13 protein-coding genes and 1 tRNA gene are annotated in these 16,865 nt (G+C 65.4%); 2 read left to right on the top strand and 12 right to left on the bottom strand.

Annotated features, from left to right (window positions below; translation table 11 throughout):
• Window positions 1-10 precede the first annotated feature (10 nt).
• Window positions 11-835, bottom strand: a complete 825-nt coding sequence (gene mazG, locus EDC22_RS03155) for a nucleoside triphosphate pyrophosphohydrolase (protein ID WP_132805175.1) — start codon at window positions 833-835, stop codon at window positions 11-13.
• A gap of 343 nt (window positions 836-1,178) precedes the next feature.
• On the opposite strand from mazG, the gene EDC22_RS03150 reads away from it, so the two are divergent.
• Entirely contained in the window at window positions 1,179-2,777 is a 1,599-nt protein-coding gene (locus EDC22_RS03150; protein ID WP_132805174.1) for a diguanylate cyclase domain-containing protein, read from the top strand.
• Here EDC22_RS03150 and EDC22_RS03145 read toward each other — a convergent pair whose 3' ends face one another.
• From EDC22_RS03145 to EDC22_RS03110, 8 genes are all read right to left on the bottom strand, one after another.
• The gene (locus tag EDC22_RS03145) at window positions 2,778-3,578 is read right to left on the bottom strand and encodes an MBL fold metallo-hydrolase (RefSeq protein ID WP_132805173.1); all 801 of its coding nucleotides are present in this window, start codon (window positions 3,576-3,578) and stop codon (window positions 2,778-2,780) included.
• Window positions 3,575-4,372 (bottom strand): TatD family hydrolase, encoded by a 798-nt coding sequence (locus EDC22_RS03140; RefSeq protein ID WP_132805172.1) that lies wholly within the window; start codon window positions 4,370-4,372, stop codon window positions 3,575-3,577. The genes EDC22_RS03145 and EDC22_RS03140 overlap by 4 nt, the downstream gene beginning before the upstream one ends.
• Before the next feature lie 4 nt (window positions 4,373-4,376).
• A complete protein-coding gene (metG, locus tag EDC22_RS03135; protein WP_132805171.1) occupies window positions 4,377-5,927 on the bottom strand; it encodes a methionine--tRNA ligase in 1,551 nt (516 codons plus the stop codon).
• A gap of 47 nt (window positions 5,928-5,974) precedes the next feature.
• Complete coding sequence (locus EDC22_RS03130; protein ID WP_165926766.1) at window positions 5,975-7,030, bottom strand: DNA polymerase III subunit delta'; 1,056 nt, start codon at window positions 7,028-7,030, stop codon at window positions 5,975-5,977.
• Entirely contained in the window at window positions 7,027-7,698 is a 672-nt protein-coding gene (tmk, locus tag EDC22_RS03125) for a dTMP kinase (RefSeq protein ID WP_132805169.1), read from the bottom strand. Before tmk ends, EDC22_RS03130 begins: the two co-directional genes overlap by 4 nt.
• 11 nt (window positions 7,699-7,709) lie before the next feature.
• Window positions 7,710-8,948 carry a D-alanyl-D-alanine carboxypeptidase family protein gene (locus EDC22_RS03120; protein ID WP_245499606.1) on the bottom strand — a complete coding sequence of 413 codons (1,239 nt, stop codon included), beginning with the start codon at window positions 8,946-8,948 and terminating at the stop codon, window positions 7,710-7,712.
• Window positions 8,949-9,048: 100 nt separating this feature from the next.
• Complete coding sequence (locus EDC22_RS03115) at window positions 9,049-9,975, bottom strand: septal ring lytic transglycosylase RlpA family protein (RefSeq protein WP_132805167.1); 927 nt, start codon at window positions 9,973-9,975, stop codon at window positions 9,049-9,051.
• Window positions 9,976-10,352: 377 nt separating this feature from the next.
• Window positions 10,353-10,754, bottom strand: coding sequence for a hypothetical protein (locus EDC22_RS03110; RefSeq protein WP_245499605.1), 402 nt, complete (start codon window positions 10,752-10,754; stop codon window positions 10,353-10,355).
• Between the two features lie 230 nt (window positions 10,755-10,984).
• Here EDC22_RS03110 and EDC22_RS03105 point away from each other — a divergent pair.
• A tRNA-Ser gene (locus EDC22_RS03105) sits at window positions 10,985-11,074 on the top strand.
• 271 nt (window positions 11,075-11,345) lie between these two features.
• Here the strand turns inward: EDC22_RS03105 and EDC22_RS03100 are convergent.
• The 3 genes from EDC22_RS03100 to EDC22_RS03090 form a co-directional block, all read right to left on the bottom strand.
• Window positions 11,346-13,934 (bottom strand): DEAD/DEAH box helicase, encoded by a 2,589-nt coding sequence (locus EDC22_RS03100; protein ID WP_132805166.1) that lies wholly within the window; start codon window positions 13,932-13,934, stop codon window positions 11,346-11,348.
• 3 nt (window positions 13,935-13,937) lie between these two features.
• Window positions 13,938-16,091 carry a site-specific DNA-methyltransferase gene (locus EDC22_RS03095; RefSeq protein ID WP_132805165.1) on the bottom strand — a complete coding sequence of 718 codons (2,154 nt, stop codon included), beginning with the start codon at window positions 16,089-16,091 and terminating at the stop codon, window positions 13,938-13,940.
• 279 nt (window positions 16,092-16,370) lie between these two features.
• Window positions 16,371-16,865: a hypothetical protein gene (locus EDC22_RS03090; RefSeq protein WP_245499604.1), complete on the bottom strand. Its 495-nt coding sequence runs from the start codon at window positions 16,863-16,865 to the stop codon at window positions 16,371-16,373.

Here is a 16,865-nt window from a genome sequence, read left to right as displayed (position 1 = left end):
CGGGCTGGGATCAGCGCCGATTCTCCGATCGCTTGGCATCCTGCCACAACCTGTCCATCTCCTCGAGGCCAAGGCGGGCCAGGGGTGTCTCGGCGGCCGCGGCACGCGCCTCGATATGGCGGAAGCGGCGCGTGAACTTGGCGTTGGCCTCGCGCAGGGCGGTCTCCGGATCAACCGACAGGTGGCGCGCCAGATTGGCGACCGCAAACAGCAAGTCGCCGACCTCTTCCTCCACCATCTGGCGATCCCCGGCCTTTGCGGCATCTTCGAGCTCACGGATTTCCTCGCGGATCTTGGCGATGACCTCACCGGCGGTCGGCCAGTCGAACCCGACAGTGGCGGCCCGCTTCTGAAGTTTCACCGCCCGGGTGAGGGCGGGAAGGGCGACGGGCACGTCGTCAAGCAGAGAGGCCGGCTCCGGCGCCGTTGCGGATCGCTCCGCCCGTTCGGCCTTCTCCGCAGCCTTGATGCCATCCCACAGCCGCTTCACGCCCGCGGCATCCGTGCGGACTGCGGTGTCGGGACCGAACACATGCGGATGCCGGCGGATCAGCTTGGCGGTGATGGCCTCGACGACGCAGCCGAAATCGAAAAGTCCGGCCTCCTGGGCCATTCGCGCATGAAACACGACCTGCAGCAGCAGGTCGCCGAGTTCATCCCGCAGATCCTCGACATCGCCGCGTTCGATGGCATCGGCAACCTCATAGGCTTCCTCGATCGTGTAGGGCGCGATCGTCGCGAAGCTTTGCTCAAGATCCCACGGGCATCCCGAACCGGGTGTGCGCAGCGCCGCCATGAGATCGATCAGGGTGCGGATGTCTCGTGATGGCGTCATGCGGTCGATCCGTGCGGCGTGGCGTTGGCGCCGCTATAGCAGAGCGTGGTCATTGGCGCGACCGCCGCGAGGGTCGGCTCGCGGGGGAAGCCGCGCCCCGCTCCATGCATATAAGGCGCATAAGATATATTATGGAACCAAAATCCCTGTCCGGGAGGGCGATCGCTGATCCCGGCGTGGCGGCGTTTCCATGCTCCGGAATGTCGTTTGCCCATGGGATTGCCACGATCTTCTCACGCGACGCCCCGATTGCCGCTGTCGATAGAATTTTAGTCAAGGCCTGCGCACGATCTTAAGGGCTGCCTGCCACGATACATCCCGAGGGGCAATCGCAGCCGGCCGGATGAAGTCGAGACCCATGCCGCTTCCCTACGGATTGATCAGACGCGCCGGGCTGGGCGCGCACCTCGCGGCGATCATCGTCATGGCGATCATCCCGACCTCCATCCTTGTCGTCGAGTTCATTGATGCGAAGCGCCGCAACGCCATTGCGGAAGCCGAATCCAAGGTCACTGCCATGGCGCAGGCCGCGGCAGCCCGGCATCGGCAGCAGATCGAGGCGCTCGGCGGCATGCTGCGGACGGCGGCGCTGGTGGTCGCTGACGACGATTTCCGGAATGACTGTCCGGCTGGTGGCGGTGCCTTCAGCACTGCGGTACAGCTCGGTCACGACGGGCGCCTGAGCTGCATGCCGCTCGACGCGGCCTGGCTGCCGGCGCCGACTCACCTGCAACCGGGCCCATCGGACAAGATTGCCATCGGCTACCACGCCGTCGATGTCGGACAGGTGCGCGGTCTGCGGGCTGTGGCGCACGTCATCGGCGCGGATCGACGGGTGCACGTCGTCCATGCGGCGCTGTCCTTCGATTGGGCGTCCGAAATCGTCGCGCAGACAGATGTCGCCCACGATACGGTCATCTCGGCCCTGCATGGACCGAACGGTTCGCTTGTTGCGCGCCATCACCGTGACGGCGGGGCAGGACTTGCGGGTCTGCCAGCGGATCGCCTGAAGGCGTTGTGGGCCGTCATGGCGACGGACGTGACTGCGGCGCCGGTGGTGACCGACGTTGACGGCGTCGAGCGCATCTTCGGCCGAGCGAACGTGCCGGAGACGGGCATCGTGTTCCTTGTCGGTGTGTCGCGCGAGGAGGTCCTGTCGGCCGCGCAGCGCGAGCTGGTCGCCGACCTGGCGATGCTCGGCGCTGGGCTGGCCCTGTTCGCACTCGTCGTGTGGTTTCTGCTGGAGCGGGGAATCCTCCGGTCGATCAGGCAGATGCGGGACGCCGCGGTGGCCACCGCGAATGGCGAGCTCGGCAAGCGGATCACCATTGCGCATGGGCCGGCCGAGCTGCGCGAGCTCGGCGCGGCCTTCAACGAGATGACTGAGCGGCTGGAACGCCTGGCAATGCATGATGCCCTGACCGGGCTCGCGAACCGGCGACTGCTGGCGGCGCGGTTCGAGGAGCTGATCGCCGACGGGCGACCGTTCGCGGCGCTCGAGGTCGATCTCGACGGGTTCAAGCCTGTCAACGATACCCACGGCCATGCCGTCGGCGACCGGATTCTGGCCGACGTGGCCCGCCGGATCCAGGAAGGACTGCCGACCGGCGCGATCGCCGCGCGGATTGGCGGTGACGAGTTCCTGGTTCTTCTGCCGGTGGACGGCACGGAGAGCCTGCGCGAAAAGACCATTGCCTTCACCGAGGCACTGCTCGATCGAATCGCCGCGCCCTACCCGCTGCGCAATGGCGGCTCGGTCAGTGTCGGAGCCAGTATCGGCATCGGTTTCTGGCCGCAGAACGGACGATCCGCCGAGACCTTGTTTCGCAATGTCGATGAGGCGCTCTACCAGGCGAAGCGGAGCGGACGTAACCGCGGCGTCTATGTCGTCTCGCCGGTCAGCCCGGTTGCCGCTGCCGACGACGGCGAGGCTGCCGCCTGATCAACCCCGGAACGCGATCGCGAGTCCGTCATAGGCGGGTTCGACGCCGGGAGGAAGCTGCGCCTTCAGCGTGGCATAGTCGAGGTCGACATGCATGTTGGTCAGGATCGCGCGCTTCGGCTTCAGCCTGTCGATCCAGCCGAGCGCGTCGTTCAGGCTGAAATGGCTGATATGCGGCGCAAATCGCAGCGCATCGACGATCCAGACGTCGAGCCCGGTGAGCCTGTCGAGGCTCTCGTCGGGAATATCGCTGATGTCCGGCGTATAGGCGAGACCGCCGAAGCGGAATCCGAGTGCGACGGTCGGTCCGTGCAGGACCGGGAAGGGGTCGGCAACGATGTCGCCCCCCTCCCCGCCGATCACGACCGGCGTTCCCGGGACGATCTCGCGAGCCGTCAGGATCGGTGGATAGGGGCTGTCGTCGGGGGCAGTGAAGCAGTAAGAGAACCGCCTGGTGATGCGTTCCGCCGCCTCCGCCTCCATGTAGACGTCGATGCGCTTGCGGTTGTGAATGACGATCGGGCGCAGGTCGTCTATGCCGTGGGTGTGGTCGGCATGGTCGTGGGTCATCAGCACGCCATCGAGCCAGCTCACCTGCGCGTCAAGCAACTGTTCGCGCAGGTCCGGCGAGGTGTCGACAAGGACCGTGGTGCGCCCTGCCCGCCCGGTGCGCTCGACGAGGATCGAGCAGCGGCGACGACGGTTGCGAGGTTCGGCCGGATCGCACGCGCCCCAGCCGCCGGCCACGCGCGGAACCCCGGCGGACGATCCGCAGCCCAGAATCGTGGCGCGCCAGGTCATGAGGCTGAGACGGACTCGAATGGCGGCATCCGGCGGAACAGACGGAACGCGTTGGCGGTCGTCTGCCGCGCCAGCGTGTCGTAGTCGACGCCGCGGACTTCTGCGAGGATCCTGGCCGTGTCGACGACATAAGCCGGTTCGTTACGGTGGCCGCGGTGCGGCATCGGGGCGAGATACGGTGCGTCGGTCTCGACGAGCAGCCGGTCGACCGGAATCGACGCCGCGATCGCGCGCAGCTCGTCCGACCGCCGGAACGTGACAATCCCGGAGAACGAGACATACAGGCCAAGTTCGAGACCGGCCCGGGCGAGTTCGGCACTGGAACTGAAGCAGTGCAGGATCGCCTCGAACCGTCCCCTGGCCATTTCCTGGCGCAGGATCGCCTCGGTGTCGGCTTCGGCCTCGCGCGAATGGATGACGAGCGGCAGTCCCGTTCGGCGGGCCGCCTCGATCTGCAGCCGGAACCCCGCGAGTTGCGCGTCGCGCGGCGCAAAGTCGTAGTGGTAGTCGAGCCCGGCCTCACCGATGGCGACTACCTTCGGATGGCGCGCCGCCTCCAGATAGTCCGCGAGCGTGGCGTCGGTCTCCTCGCCGGCATTATGCGGATGCGTGCCGGCCGAGCAGAAGACGTCGGGATAGGTCTCGGCGACCACCCTCACCTGGGCAAAGCGGCGGATACGGGTACAGATGGTGATCATCCGGCCGACGCCTGCCGCGCGAGCCCGGGCAACGACATCGTCGCGATCGTCCGCGAAATCGGGAAAATCGAGGTGGCAGTGACTGTCGACGATCATGCCGTCAGGCACCCTCGCCCGTCTCGACGTAGCGCGGGAACACCGGCGTCGGCGCCGGCAGCACCGCGCCCGGTACGAGACGCCCGGCCGCGCCGAGATCTGCGAAGCGCCGGGCGCCAGGGGGCGCGCCGACGCTGTCGAGCAGCCGCGCCGCCGCCGTCGGCGTCACCGGCTGGATCAGAATACCGATCTGGCGCAGGACCTCGGCGGTCACGTACAGCACGGTCGCGAACCGCCCGGGGTCGGTCTTGCGCAGTGCCCAGGGCTCCTGGGCGGCGAAATACCGGTTGGCGTCGCCAACGGCAGCCCAGATGTCCGAGAGGACGATGTGAAGCTGCTGCTGCGCCATCGCGGCACGTGCCTTGGCCAGCAATCCGTCAGCAGTGGCAAGCATCGCCTCGTCGTCAGCCGACAGCACGCCGGGCGCGGGGAGCCGTCCCTCGCAATGCTTGGCGATCATCGACAGCGACCTCTGGGCGAGATTGCCGAGATCGTTGGCCAGGTCGGCATTGATGCGCTGGACGATGGCGTCGTGGCTGTAATTGCCGTCCTGACCGAACGGCACCTCGCGCAGGAAGAAGTAGCGGACCTGGTCGACGCCGTAGTGATCGATGAGCGCGAACGGATCGACCACGTTGCCGACCGACTTCGACATCTTCTCGCCGCGGTTGAACAGGAAGCCATGCGCGAAGACGCGCCTGGGAAGCTCGACCCCTGCCGACATCAGGAAGGCCGGCCAGTAGACCGCGTGGAAGCGGATGATGTCCTTGCCGATCACGTGAATGTCGGCCGGCCACCACTTGCGGAACTGTGCGCTTTCCGTCTCGGGATATCCGACCGCGGTGATGTAGTTGGTCAGCGCGTCGACCCACACATACATCACGTGCCGATCGTTGCCGGGAACCCTGACGCCCCAGTCGAAGGTCGTGCGGGAGACCGACAGATCCTGCAGGCCGCCCTTGACGAAGCTCACCACCTCATTGCGCCGCTCCGGCGGGGCGATGAAGTCCGGATTCGCCTCGTAATGAGCGAGCAGCCGGTCGCCATAGGCACTGAGACGGAAGAAATAGCTCTCCTCCTCGACCCATTCCACGGGCGAGCCGAGCGGTTCGCGGCGCACGCCATCCTCGCCGACCGTCGTCTCCGACTCGTCGAAGAAGGCCTCCTGCCGGACCGAATACCAGCCGGCATAGGTGTCGAGGTAGATGTCGCCATTGTCCACCATCCGCTGCCAGATCGCTTCGGAGGCCCGGTGATGTCGCCGCTCGGTGGTGCGGATGAAATCGTCATAGGTGATGTCGAGTCGGGCCCACAGATCCTTGAAGACGCCGGCATTGCGCGTGGCGAGCTCGAGCGGTGTGAGGCCCTGCCTCTGCGCGGTCTGCTGCATCTTCAGGCCGTGCTCGTCGGTTCCGGTCAGGAAAAACACGTCGGCGCCATCGAGACGGTGGAACCGTGCCAGCACGTCGGAGGCCAGGGCTGTGTAGGCATGGCCGATATGTGGAACGCCGTTCGGGTAGAAGATCGGCGTCGTGATGTAGAACTTTGAGGTCATGGAAGCGATCGGCCTCGCAGGGGTAGCCGGTCCGCCCGCGGCGGCGCCTAGACGCGGGCCGCGTCCCGGGCAGTCGCGGCGGAAACCAGCCTGAACACCGCCAGAAGGGTTTTGGTGCGGTCGAGCTTGAGACGTTCGGTCTCGTCGAGCACGCGGGTGACCTTTTCCCATACCTCCGCCCAGGGTGCAAGGCGAGCCACAGGTTCGCCCCGCGTGGTGGCAGCCTTGACGCGGGAGGAGATCCAGTCGCGCACGAGCGTCACCATGATCGCATAGAGCTGCTCCTGTCCCCGCCGTCCAGCCGCTTCAGCGAGCGAGATTGCGGCAATGGGATCGTGCCGCGGCATCGACGCGAGGATCGTCTCGAGGGTGCGCAGGGGCTCGGCGATGTCGGCGGAGGCCATTTCGAGCGCAAGCCCGAGGCTCCCATCGGCGAGGCGGCTCGCGACATCCACCGTCGCGGCGTCAAATCCGGCCGCGGCGAGCGCTCCGGCGACGAGCGCCTGCGGAAGCGGTCTGAGCTCGATGCGCCGGCAACGCGAACGGATCGTCGGCGGCAGTCGGCCCGGCCGGTGCGCGACCAGCAGGAAGAGCGTGCGCGATGGTGGTTCTTCGAGGGACTTCAGCAGCGCATTGGCGGACTCCACGTTGAGATCGTCGGCAGGATCGACGATCACGATGCGCCATCCGCCTGCGGCGGGCGTCGATCCGAGCAGGCGAACGAGGCGGCGCACCTGCTTGACCTGGATGACGGTCTTCAGGGCCTTTCCTTCCTCCTCGGCGATCCGCTCCAGCACCAGCAGATCCGGATGAGCCCGGGCGGCGACCTGATGGATGAGCGGATGGTCGCGTTCGAGCGACAGGTCGGCGGCACCGGCCACGGCCGGCATCGCCGGATCCGGGTGGGCCAGAACGAACCGCGCCAACCGGTAGGCGAGCGTTGCCTTGCCAATGCCCTGCGGACCCTCGATCAGCCAGGCATGATGCATCCGTCCCGACCGGTAGGCCTCGAGGAGCGCCTGCTCGGCGGCCGCATGGCCGAGCAGGCCTTCGGCCCTGTCGGAGGGCGCGAGCCGGAAGGAGGTCGGAACTTCCCCGGTCACGCCGTTCGCTCCACCTGCCTTGCATCCTCGAGTCCGAGGCGGTTGCTCACCACCCTCCACACCCGCTCGGCCACCTCGTCGGCGCTGCCCGAGGCGTCGATCACCACGCAGCGGTCCGGTTCGGCCGCGGCGATGTCGAGAAAGGCCTGACGGAGCTTGCGATGGGTATGAAGCCCCTCGTCCTCGAAGCGATCGCCCGCCCCTCCCTCGGCGCGGGTTCTCGCGCGGGCACGGGCAAGGGCGATTTCCGGATCGAGGTCGAGGATGATCGTCAGGTCGGGTTTCGTATCGCCGACCACCAGGTCCTCAAGCGCCGCAAGAACCTCCGTCGTCACCCCACCCAGGGCGCCCTGATAGGCGCGTGTCGAATCCGCGAAGCGATCGCAGACGACCCAGGCGTCTCTGGCCAGCGCAGGACGTATGAGCTCGGCCAGGTGATCGTCGCGCGCGGCATTCATCATCAGCGCCTCGGCGAACGGGCCGAGCGCGGCAACCCTTCCCGAAAGCACCGCGCGGCGAATGGTCTCGGCACGTGGTGTTCCGCCCGGTTCACGGGTCTGAACGACGTCGAGCCCGCGCGCCCGAAGCCGTTCGACCAGCCGTTCGATCTGCGTGCTCTTGCCGGTCCCCTCGCCTCCTTCGAAGGTGATGAAGCGGCCGGGTTGCATCGGCCTATGGTCTAGCGGTTGGTTGCGGCGTCGACGCCGGAATGGATCAGCTCGACCACCATCTGATAGGCGGCATCGAGCGCGCGGCTGTACAGCGGACCGACATCGACATCGCGGGTGGCAAAGACCGGCGCCGTGCCGATAAGCTGGTCATCATTGAAGACCTGGAACTCTCCGACGCGCTGGCCCTCGGCCACCGGGGCCCGCAAAGGCCCCAGGTAGACGATCCGCGCCCTCAGCTTCGAGCGTACTCCACGCGGTATCAGCACCTCGATCGGCTGATGCGCGGCGACCGGCACGCTGCCGATTTCGCCGCCATAGACGCCGATGGCGCCGACCGGTTCGCCGGCGGCGAACAGCGACAGCTTCTCGAACGAGCGCGCCGCCCAGCCGAGCAGCTTCTGGACCTCGGAGAAGCGTTCGTTACTGGTCTTGAGCCCGTTGACGGCGACGATGATGCGTTGACCGTCCAAAACAGCCGAGGCGATCATCCCGAATCCGTCCGTCTCGTCGTATCCGGTCAGCAGCCCGTCGACCCCGATCGTCTGTCCGATCAAGGGATTCCTGTTGGTCTGCCGGATCTTGTTCCAGGTGAATTCAGGCTCCGAGAACAGCCTGTAGAGGTCCGGATATTCGTTGATGACATGCCGGGCGAGGGTCACGAGGTCGCGTGTCGACATCGTCTGGCGCGGTCCGTCGCGCTCCGGCAGCCCGGTCGCGTTGACGAACGTGCTGTGCGTCAGGCCGAGTTCGCGTGCGCGCTGGTTCATCAGCCCGGCGAAGGCAGCCTCGCTGCCGGCCATGCCCTCGGCGATGGCGATGCAGGCGTCATTGGCGTTCTGCACCATGATGCCGCGCAGCAGATCCTCAAGTCGTACGTTTGACTTGACCGCGGCGAACATCGTGGATGTCCTCGATGGCGCGCCGCCACGTCGCCAGGCGTTTTCCGAGATGAAGAACTCGTCGTCGAGCGACAGCCGCCCTTCCTTGATCGCCTGGAAGGCGAGTTCCAGCGTCATCAGCTTGGCCATGCTGGCGGGGGCCAGCGGCGTGTCGGGGTTCTTGCTGATCAGGATGGTGCCCGTGGCATCATCGATCATGTAGGCCGATGGCGCCGCCGTCTCAATTGGCTGAGCCTGCGCTATCGGGCTTGCGGCGACAACCAGGCCAAGCAGGACGACCACCGCACGCGCGAAGACGGCATTCCAGGGGCGACGGTCGGGGCGATGCGTCCTGGCTGTCCAGTGCACTGACATCTCGCGGTTGGCGTCCGTTCGGCGTCGAAGCCCGTGATACCAATCTGCCCCCTTGCGGTAAAGCCGCGCCGGCGGTCCGGAGTGCGGCGGGAAGCTAGCGCTGCGGCAGCGGCTCGGGCGCGAGCGGCAGCGACGAGATCACAAGGACGATGTCCCGGCCGTCATCGAAGGCGGCGAAGGCGCCGAAGATCTCCGAGGACGCGACCGGTGGCGACGTGTAGCCCGAAACCCACCGGTAGGTGACATTGCCGCCGACCGGGACCTGCGGCGTCGGCGTTGGCGACGCGGGAGCCGTCCCAAAGGCGGCCGGCGTCGGCTGTGTGAAGCCCATCTGCGGCACAGGCGCCAAGCCTTGCGGTGCCTCTGCGCCGCCGTCGAGCGCGGCGACCTGAGCCGGTGCCTGTGCAGGTGTCGGGACGGATGGCTGCACAGGTACCTGGGCGGGCACCTGAGGGGCCGTGGCCAGCATCACCGGCGCGACCGGCTGCCCGTCATATCGGACCGTCGTCGTCAGCCATTGGCCATCGTTGCCATCCAGCGGCGCCGCCCCCACGTACTGGACGCGCACCTTGGCCGTCCCGGTGTGCTTGAATTCCAGCACTTCGGCCGTACGCTTCGACAGGTCGATCAGCCGATTGTGCGCGAACGGGCCGCGGTCGTTGATACGCACGACCACCGACTTGCCGTTTTCGAGATTGGTGACCCTGGCATAGGTTGGCAGCGGCAGTGTCGGATGAGCCGCGGACAGGGCTGTGGAATCGAAGATTTCGCCATTGGCGGTGCGGCGGCCATGGAAATCACCACCGTACCAGGATGCGAGACCGATCTCGTCGTAACCCGGATCCTCACGCGGCACGAAGGTCTTGCCGGCGATCCTGTACGGCTGGCCGAGCTTGTAGGTGCCGCCGCCGCTGGGCACCGGCGCTCCGACCGGCACGACGCGCGGACTGGCGGTGACGCCGAGCTTGTTGCTCGCGGTGGTGGCAGTGCAGCCTGCCAGCACGGCAGCGATGATCGCCATCGCGGCGCAACCGGCCAGACGAGACCCGGACGGCAGCGCCCCGGAAGGGCCGCGCGGCCGTTCTCGTCGCCCAATCGGGGCGGCCATCGCCAGCGAGCCGATTGTCCCCCGTCCCGTCTTCATCTACCCCGTCCGCTCGGGCACCGCCCCCGCCCACGGGACCGATACCCTCCCCCGCATCGTCTGCGACGACTCTGCCACAACCAGCTTACAGCGCCGTAAACCGCACTGCAAAATCCGTGATCCAACCCGACGAGCCGTCGCGCGCGGATCTTCGATCCGATCCTTGGTCCGCCGAGAATGCGGCCTAACTGCGGCAGGGCGCCATCGGAGAGGCGCCGGCGCGGGCGCCGTTCGAGGCGGGGGTGCCGGGCGGCTCAATCATCGATGCGCGCGGTTCCCGCCAGGCCGTCGTCGCGCTGCCAGGCGAGTTCGTTTGGCCCCTGTCGCACAAGCGTGAAGCAGTATCGGCGGCCGTCGTACCAGGACTGCCATTGTTGGCAGAGACGATCGCCTTCCACCCACCAGCGGCCGGTGTCGGTCGGGCGCATCAGCCGGCCGAGGCCGAGCGCCTCGCCGCTGCCGTCGACGATGCCACCCGGACGATAGTACAGCGGAAATTCCCCGCCGAATGGCGTGCGCAGATATACCCTCTTGCCGCTGATCGTTCTGGCGATCTCGGCGGCCGTCATCGGCGCATCGGCGCGGGGCCGGCTGTCATCCACCGCCAGCATGATCGCAATCGCCGCAATGGCGGCAACACGCGCAGGACGTACCATCCCGACTTTCTCCCTGATCCGCTTGCCAATTACGCTTGCGCCTCCGGGCTGGATCTTCCCTGAGGTGGCGTTCTCCAGGGCGGCGGCGCATATCGTGGCAAATGCGCCGGCACGGTCACGCCGTCGCACGCCACGAGACGGAACGGGCGGGTCGCCGCCCTCGCCCCGCCACCGCCGTCGGGGGTTTCTCGGGCCGGAGAAGTCTGCTACGCGATCGAATCTGCTGCCTGGGATGGGTGGCCGAGAGGTTGAAGGCACCGGTCTTGAAAACCGGCAGGCGGGAAACCGCCTCGTGGGTTCGAATCCCACCCCATCCGCCACTTGCCCTCGCGAAAGCGTTCTCCCGATCCGGCTGCGGCCGGATTTTTCCGTTGTTTTCGAGGGTTATGCGGGAGGGACTATTCACCGCCTCCGGGCCCGAGCATACAGATTCGTTCTCTTATGCCCAGTATTCTCCGGACCTGTTAACCGCCTCATTGCGGTTAACAGGCGTGATTAATTGATTGCAAAAGGAACTTTTGGGACAGCTATGTGACTTGTTTGCAGAATCCAACTGCTTGGCGACCGGGACCCGTCTCGAAACTTCGCAGCTCACAAGTGATAGTCTTGGGCAGGGGCACTGTCATAAAGGCTCTTGATTGATGTCGCCGACTTGATTGCGGCGCGGACAGAGGGCTCCTTGAGATCCAGGACGCGATATTGCTCGCCGACCTTGGCGATTGCGTCGATCCGCCGGAAAACGTGACCGTGCTTTTCCGCGTAGGCCGCCAGTCCTCTCAGCTTGGGAATGGCATCGCCGAACTGCGTTCCGTGAGGATCGACAATGTCAGCCGCAATTGACCCATCCGGCAGGCGCGCGAAAATGATGAAGTCTGGCCGGACGATCTTGGTCTCTCCGTCGTTCTCGTATGTGACGCCCAGTGAATCCTGACTGGCCCGAGATGGGTTGCGGTACCACCCAACGACATCCGGTCGTTTCAGTTCTGCCGCGATCACGTCGGCTTCCCATGAATTGAAGTCTTCCGGGAAAAGCCCGTCAGTCGCGCACATCAGGTGGCGTTTATGTCGCGGCAGAGGTGTTTCGGTTCCGTCGGCCTCTCGAACGGTTGTGGGTTGCATCCAGGACTTCGGCTCGGCCAGATCGACGTCCAGCGGATGAGCACTCATTTCCCTAAGCTGGCGATAGACTTCCTGCCGCTCATCGGAAAGTCCCCTGATTTCGACCCTGAATCTGGTCAGCCAGTCGTTGGCCAGTTTTTCGGCTTCATCTTCAAGATAGGTCTTCACTCCCGGCACCATTCCGATAGCCGCGATGGTGACACGTGCTTCGATCAGTGCCGCTTCGAGGTCGGCCGGATCGCCCTCCGATTTCGCCAAGGCCTCACAATATGTGGTCGCAAGATCCGGGCTGAGGACACGTCCTGCTCGACGGAATGCGTCATCAATGACGGCGAAGTCGGCGGCCTCGATGAAATCGTCGAAGGACATTTCGCCGGCATCAAGATCGACACCGACGGCGACGCCCTCGACCATGAGAACGGCGTTGCGGGCATTCGCGATCTCTTCCTTGTAGCGCTCCCTCGCGGCATTCAGCACCTTGTGCATCTCGGCGTGGGCCTTCTTGCCGGCCCCGGGCAAAAGCCCGTCCGCTGCCAACTCGTGCGCAAGGGCGGTGAGGCGCTTGACCGGCTTTGCGTGTTTTTTCGGCAAGGCCTGCGAGGGAAGCGACGTCAGCTTTTCCCAGACTTCCTTGGGGATGGCCGGATTCGGCTTCAACTCCTCGGGATTGACGAGCACGCGGCGGCCGGGCAGCTCCTCGCCCCCGTCGCCGCCCGACATGAGCGCCTTGGCGATTTCCGTCACCGACTTCTTGTCGAAGAGCGGCAACATGCAGTCGACGGCATTGAGCCTTTCGTTGCCCGCGATGCGCCGTGCAAGGGGTGTCCGGACCATCCGGCCGAGCAGCTGGGTAATATGCGTCCTGTCGCGCGCCGGCCGGAACGAGACCATCACCTCGGCCCGCGGGCAATCCCAGCCCGTGCTGATCGCATCCTTGGCGATCAGCACCCGCACCCAGGTCGATTCCTGCACGCGTTCCGGGGAGATGTAGGGAATGGAATGGCGGCCGAATGTCTGGGTGGTGTGGTCGCCGAACACATGCGCCACGGCATCGTCGGGCAGATCGGGCCAGCGTTCGTATATGGTATCGAGCGCGCGCCCGATCTCGTCGGGGTCAGGCGTATTCGGCACCTGAAGAACCATTAGCGGCACGACAGCTTCGGTCATGCCCTGTTCCGCCGCATAGGCCTCCCAGGCGGCGGTGATCTCCTTCAGCTTGTCGGTCCCGCGCCGCACCAGCACCGTGTCGAACTGGCCGACCTCGTTTGGCACGTCGAGGATGATCGTGTCCTTCAACAGGCCCGACGCCTGCACCTTGGCCGAATCCACCACGACGTTGGGCAGGATCGTGCGGTCGGTCATGTTGGCCACGGCTGCGTTGAACCGCTCGACCGTCGCCGAGATCCCGAGGACGATCGGGATCCCCGGAACCGTGCCGTGGCCGTTGATAAGCCTCTGAACGATTGTCCGTCTCTCACCGCCGTTGCCGGTGCCGCCCATCCCCCGGTGAGCCTCGTCAAGCACAAGGTAGAGCATCAGGTCAGGGTCTTCGATCGTGTTCTGGATCGTGTCCCAGATCGTGAAGGCCCGCGCATCGGGCATCAGCGGCACGCCGCCTTCGGTCTCTACCCCGGCATCGTCGGGGTCATGACCGCGCACCAGAAGGCTCGTCTTGCTCAGCTTCTGGGTGTTCAGGAAATAGACCTTTCCCGGCTCCAGCTTCTCGCGCTGAAAGGTGTTCTGGACGATCACCAGGTCGGACAGGCTCAGCCGGTCCGAGGCCTCGCGCAGGCGGAAATGGGATTGCGCGTTCAGCGAGGGGTCGTCGCTGAACCAGATCACCACGGCGCCGGGATCGGCCTCGAAATCGAAGGTGTCGTCGCCATGAAACAGCGCCTCGAACACGGCCGCGGCCATCACGGTCTTGCCGGCGCCGGTGGTCGCCGTCAGCGAAAAGGCCGTCTTGCGCCCCCGCTCGCGCCAGAACATCGCCGCGTCCTTGAGGTTGTCCAGCACATCGCGGGCAGCGTCTTCCTGGTAATCCTTGAGCGTGAACTTCATGCCTCAGCGCCCCATCGAAAAGCGGAAATTGGAAAGATAGGCCTCGTAGAGCCGGATCGGCTCCACCTCTGCCGGCAGCCGCCGCGCGACGGACTGAAAGCGCCGGTCGTCATCGGTGACGACATAGGCGATCTTCACCCCCTCGGCCGCCTCGACCGCGGCGCAGAATTCCGCCGCGCGGTCGAGATCGATGAGCAGACCGTAGGTATCGGCCACCTCCCAGCCCTGTTCGGGCAGTGTGTCGATGCGCCGGCCGCGGGCGCCCGCGCGCAGCCACAGCAAGGGCGCGATGCGCTGGAAGGCCAGGTTGTGATGCACCGCCACGGGGCTTTCATAGGTCAGCGTGAAGAATTCGGCGTTCTCCTCGAAGCCCTCGGCCATGGGGAATTCGTCGGTGAACTTGTAGTCGCCCTTGATCGGCGCGCCCTCGGGCGTGCGGCCGGTGATCGCGGCCTCGATGCGGGGCTTTGTGATGTATTCGCAGATGCCCCATTTCTCCCAGTCCGGATCGCCGGGGCGCAGGCCGTCCTGGCGCAGCGCCTTCTGTTCGTCGGCGGCGACCTCGTTGTTGGTGACCGAGATGCATTGCCGCCGCCCGCCATCCTGCCGGTTGAGCCGCATCACCGCATGCGCCGTGGTGCCGGAGCCGGCGAAGAAATCGAGAATGATCGCCTCGGGCTTGTCAGCGACGAAGAAGCGCAGGGCGTCTTCGACCGCGTAGAGGGATTTGGGAAAGGGGAACCGGCGCTTGGGGAGCAGCGCCGACAGAAGGTTTGTCCCACCAGTCTCCGCATTGTGGGAGCGCATGTTCCAGATTCTCTTTGGAGACTTTCCTTGTAGCACTCCCGGGGCTGTATGACCCTGAACAGATCCATCATCGGCGTAACCCGTAATGACAATCTCACCAGATTCGATTTTTTCAATAGTGCCTTTTTGGAGATACTGGACTGATCCGGTTTTATTTTTCGGTTCCCAGTTGTTTATCCGAACGTAGCCCTTTTCGAGATTCCGGCGGAGAACCTCCGGTGTGAGACCCCAAAGCATTTCAGTTCCATCTGGTTTGATTGGCCACAGCGCCGTTGTGCCTTCGGGAGAGTCAACAGAATGCCGATCGGTTTCTGGGGGAATGGGATCCCCTATAGAGCGTATTGTTCCGTCTGAGCTATTTACAAAGATTGGGTAGAATTGATTAGGACGCGCGCTACGAATGCTCGTAGGCTCTCGCCTGCGAAGTAGTAGCCATTGGATCGGCTTGGGCCCTGCGTCCCTTTCAGAAATTTCATCCTCCGGGCCGGAAGGGAGCATATTACTGACCCACCAATTGATCTTCGCTGACCCAATGAAAACGAAAAAGATATGCTCTTCGACCCGTGAGAACCGCCCCGGTCTCACCGCGCCTTTTGCGCTGATTACGCTGGTTACCATTTCGACATCCGCCTCCGGAAACGTCTGTTCCAGCAGCAGCCCCAGGCGCAGATATTCCTTCTCGTCGATGGTCACGATCAGGACCGAGTTTTCGGGGTTCAGAAGCTCCTTCGCCACCTTCAGCCGCCGCTCCATGAAGGCCAGCCACTTGGAATGGCGATAGAGGTCTTCGGCCTCGACATAGTCGTTGTTGTATTTCCAGTCCCGCGCCCCGGTGTTGTAGGGCGGGTCGATATAGATCGCGTCGATGCGGCCGCGATGGGTGAAGGTCAGCGCCTCGAGCACATGGAAGTTCTCGCCGTTGATCACGCTGTGAAAGGGCTTGTCGCCGCCGCGCGCCACCCGGCCGGTGCTGACAAGGCCGGGATAGATGTAGTCGCGAAACTCGGCCATCACGACCAGGTCTTCGACCGGCGCCGTGGCCGCCTCGGGCTCGGCCCCGTCCAGCGGCGCCAGATGCGCGGTGGGGCGTGCGCCATCCTCCTCGATGCGCAGCACCCGCCAAAGGCGCGGATCGCCCTTTTTCGTGGAGCCGCGCGGGGGAAGGATGCGCACCTTGTCGCCCCGCCGGATCGGCCGGCCGGGAAGCTCCACGCTTTCGGGGCGGTGGCGCTCGAAATTGAGCCCGAAGGCGCGGCGCGAGGCCAGCGCCCTGAATTCGCGTTCCAGCTCGTCGCCGAGCGCGGGGTCCTTCGCCTTGGCCCGTGCGATCAGGTCGGTCAGTCGCGACACGTGGAAACCTCTTGGTGGTCGGAATTCGCCCTCCGCGCGTGGGGTTCTGCGGGTGTTGCACGCGTGAAATCGTGGATCGCGCGGATGGCGGGTGTCATCTGTCTCACTGTCTCTCTGCTGGCGGCGGTCGGTCGGCGCTCCGGAATTTGGGCTGACATTCCCGCCTTTTATGGCGCCAGACTAAGCCGCGCACGGGGGCGTTCGCAAACCGAATACCCGCGAAAGGCGATCAGGGGCGGTCAATCCGGGCCAGCCGTGGCATCCCTTTCGGGCTGGACGTCAGAACAGTGCCTGCTGCCCGGTATCGTCGACCCGCAAGACCCCGAGCAATTGCCAGGTCTGCGGCCGGCTTGCCACGTTGCCGAGACAGAACAGCATGCCGCGCTCGCGATACTCTTCGTTGAACGTCCGGCTCATCCACTCCAGCGCGGCCTGGTCCGATCCCTCCCGGCGGCGCCCGTTGAAGAACATCGCATGGGCTTCCCAGTCGCCGTTGGCGTAATCGTGGGCACCGGCGTCATCTTCGAACTTGAACCGGAACTCGTATGGGCTCGGCTCCAGCGCCTTCAATTCGTCATCGAAGAAGGAGCCCTGGCGCGCGGCCTCGGCGTAGGTTTGTCGTTCCTTCTCGATCTGCTCCGGACTCTTGGCCTTGTAGAAGAAATGCGGGTTGCGCGGCCGGACCAAAGCCAGCGACTTGCCCTCGGCGGCCGCAGCAGCCGCCGAGCCGGATACGAGCCGGTTCAGGAAAGGCGCGCGATCCTTGCGCGGCAT

This window comes from Tepidamorphus gemmatus (genome assembly GCF_004346195.1).
Lineage (GTDB): Bacteria > Pseudomonadota > Alphaproteobacteria > Rhizobiales > Tepidamorphaceae > Tepidamorphus > Tepidamorphus gemmatus.
Note: the sequence above shows the minus strand (reverse complement) of the source record. Positions and strands in the feature narration are given on the sequence as shown.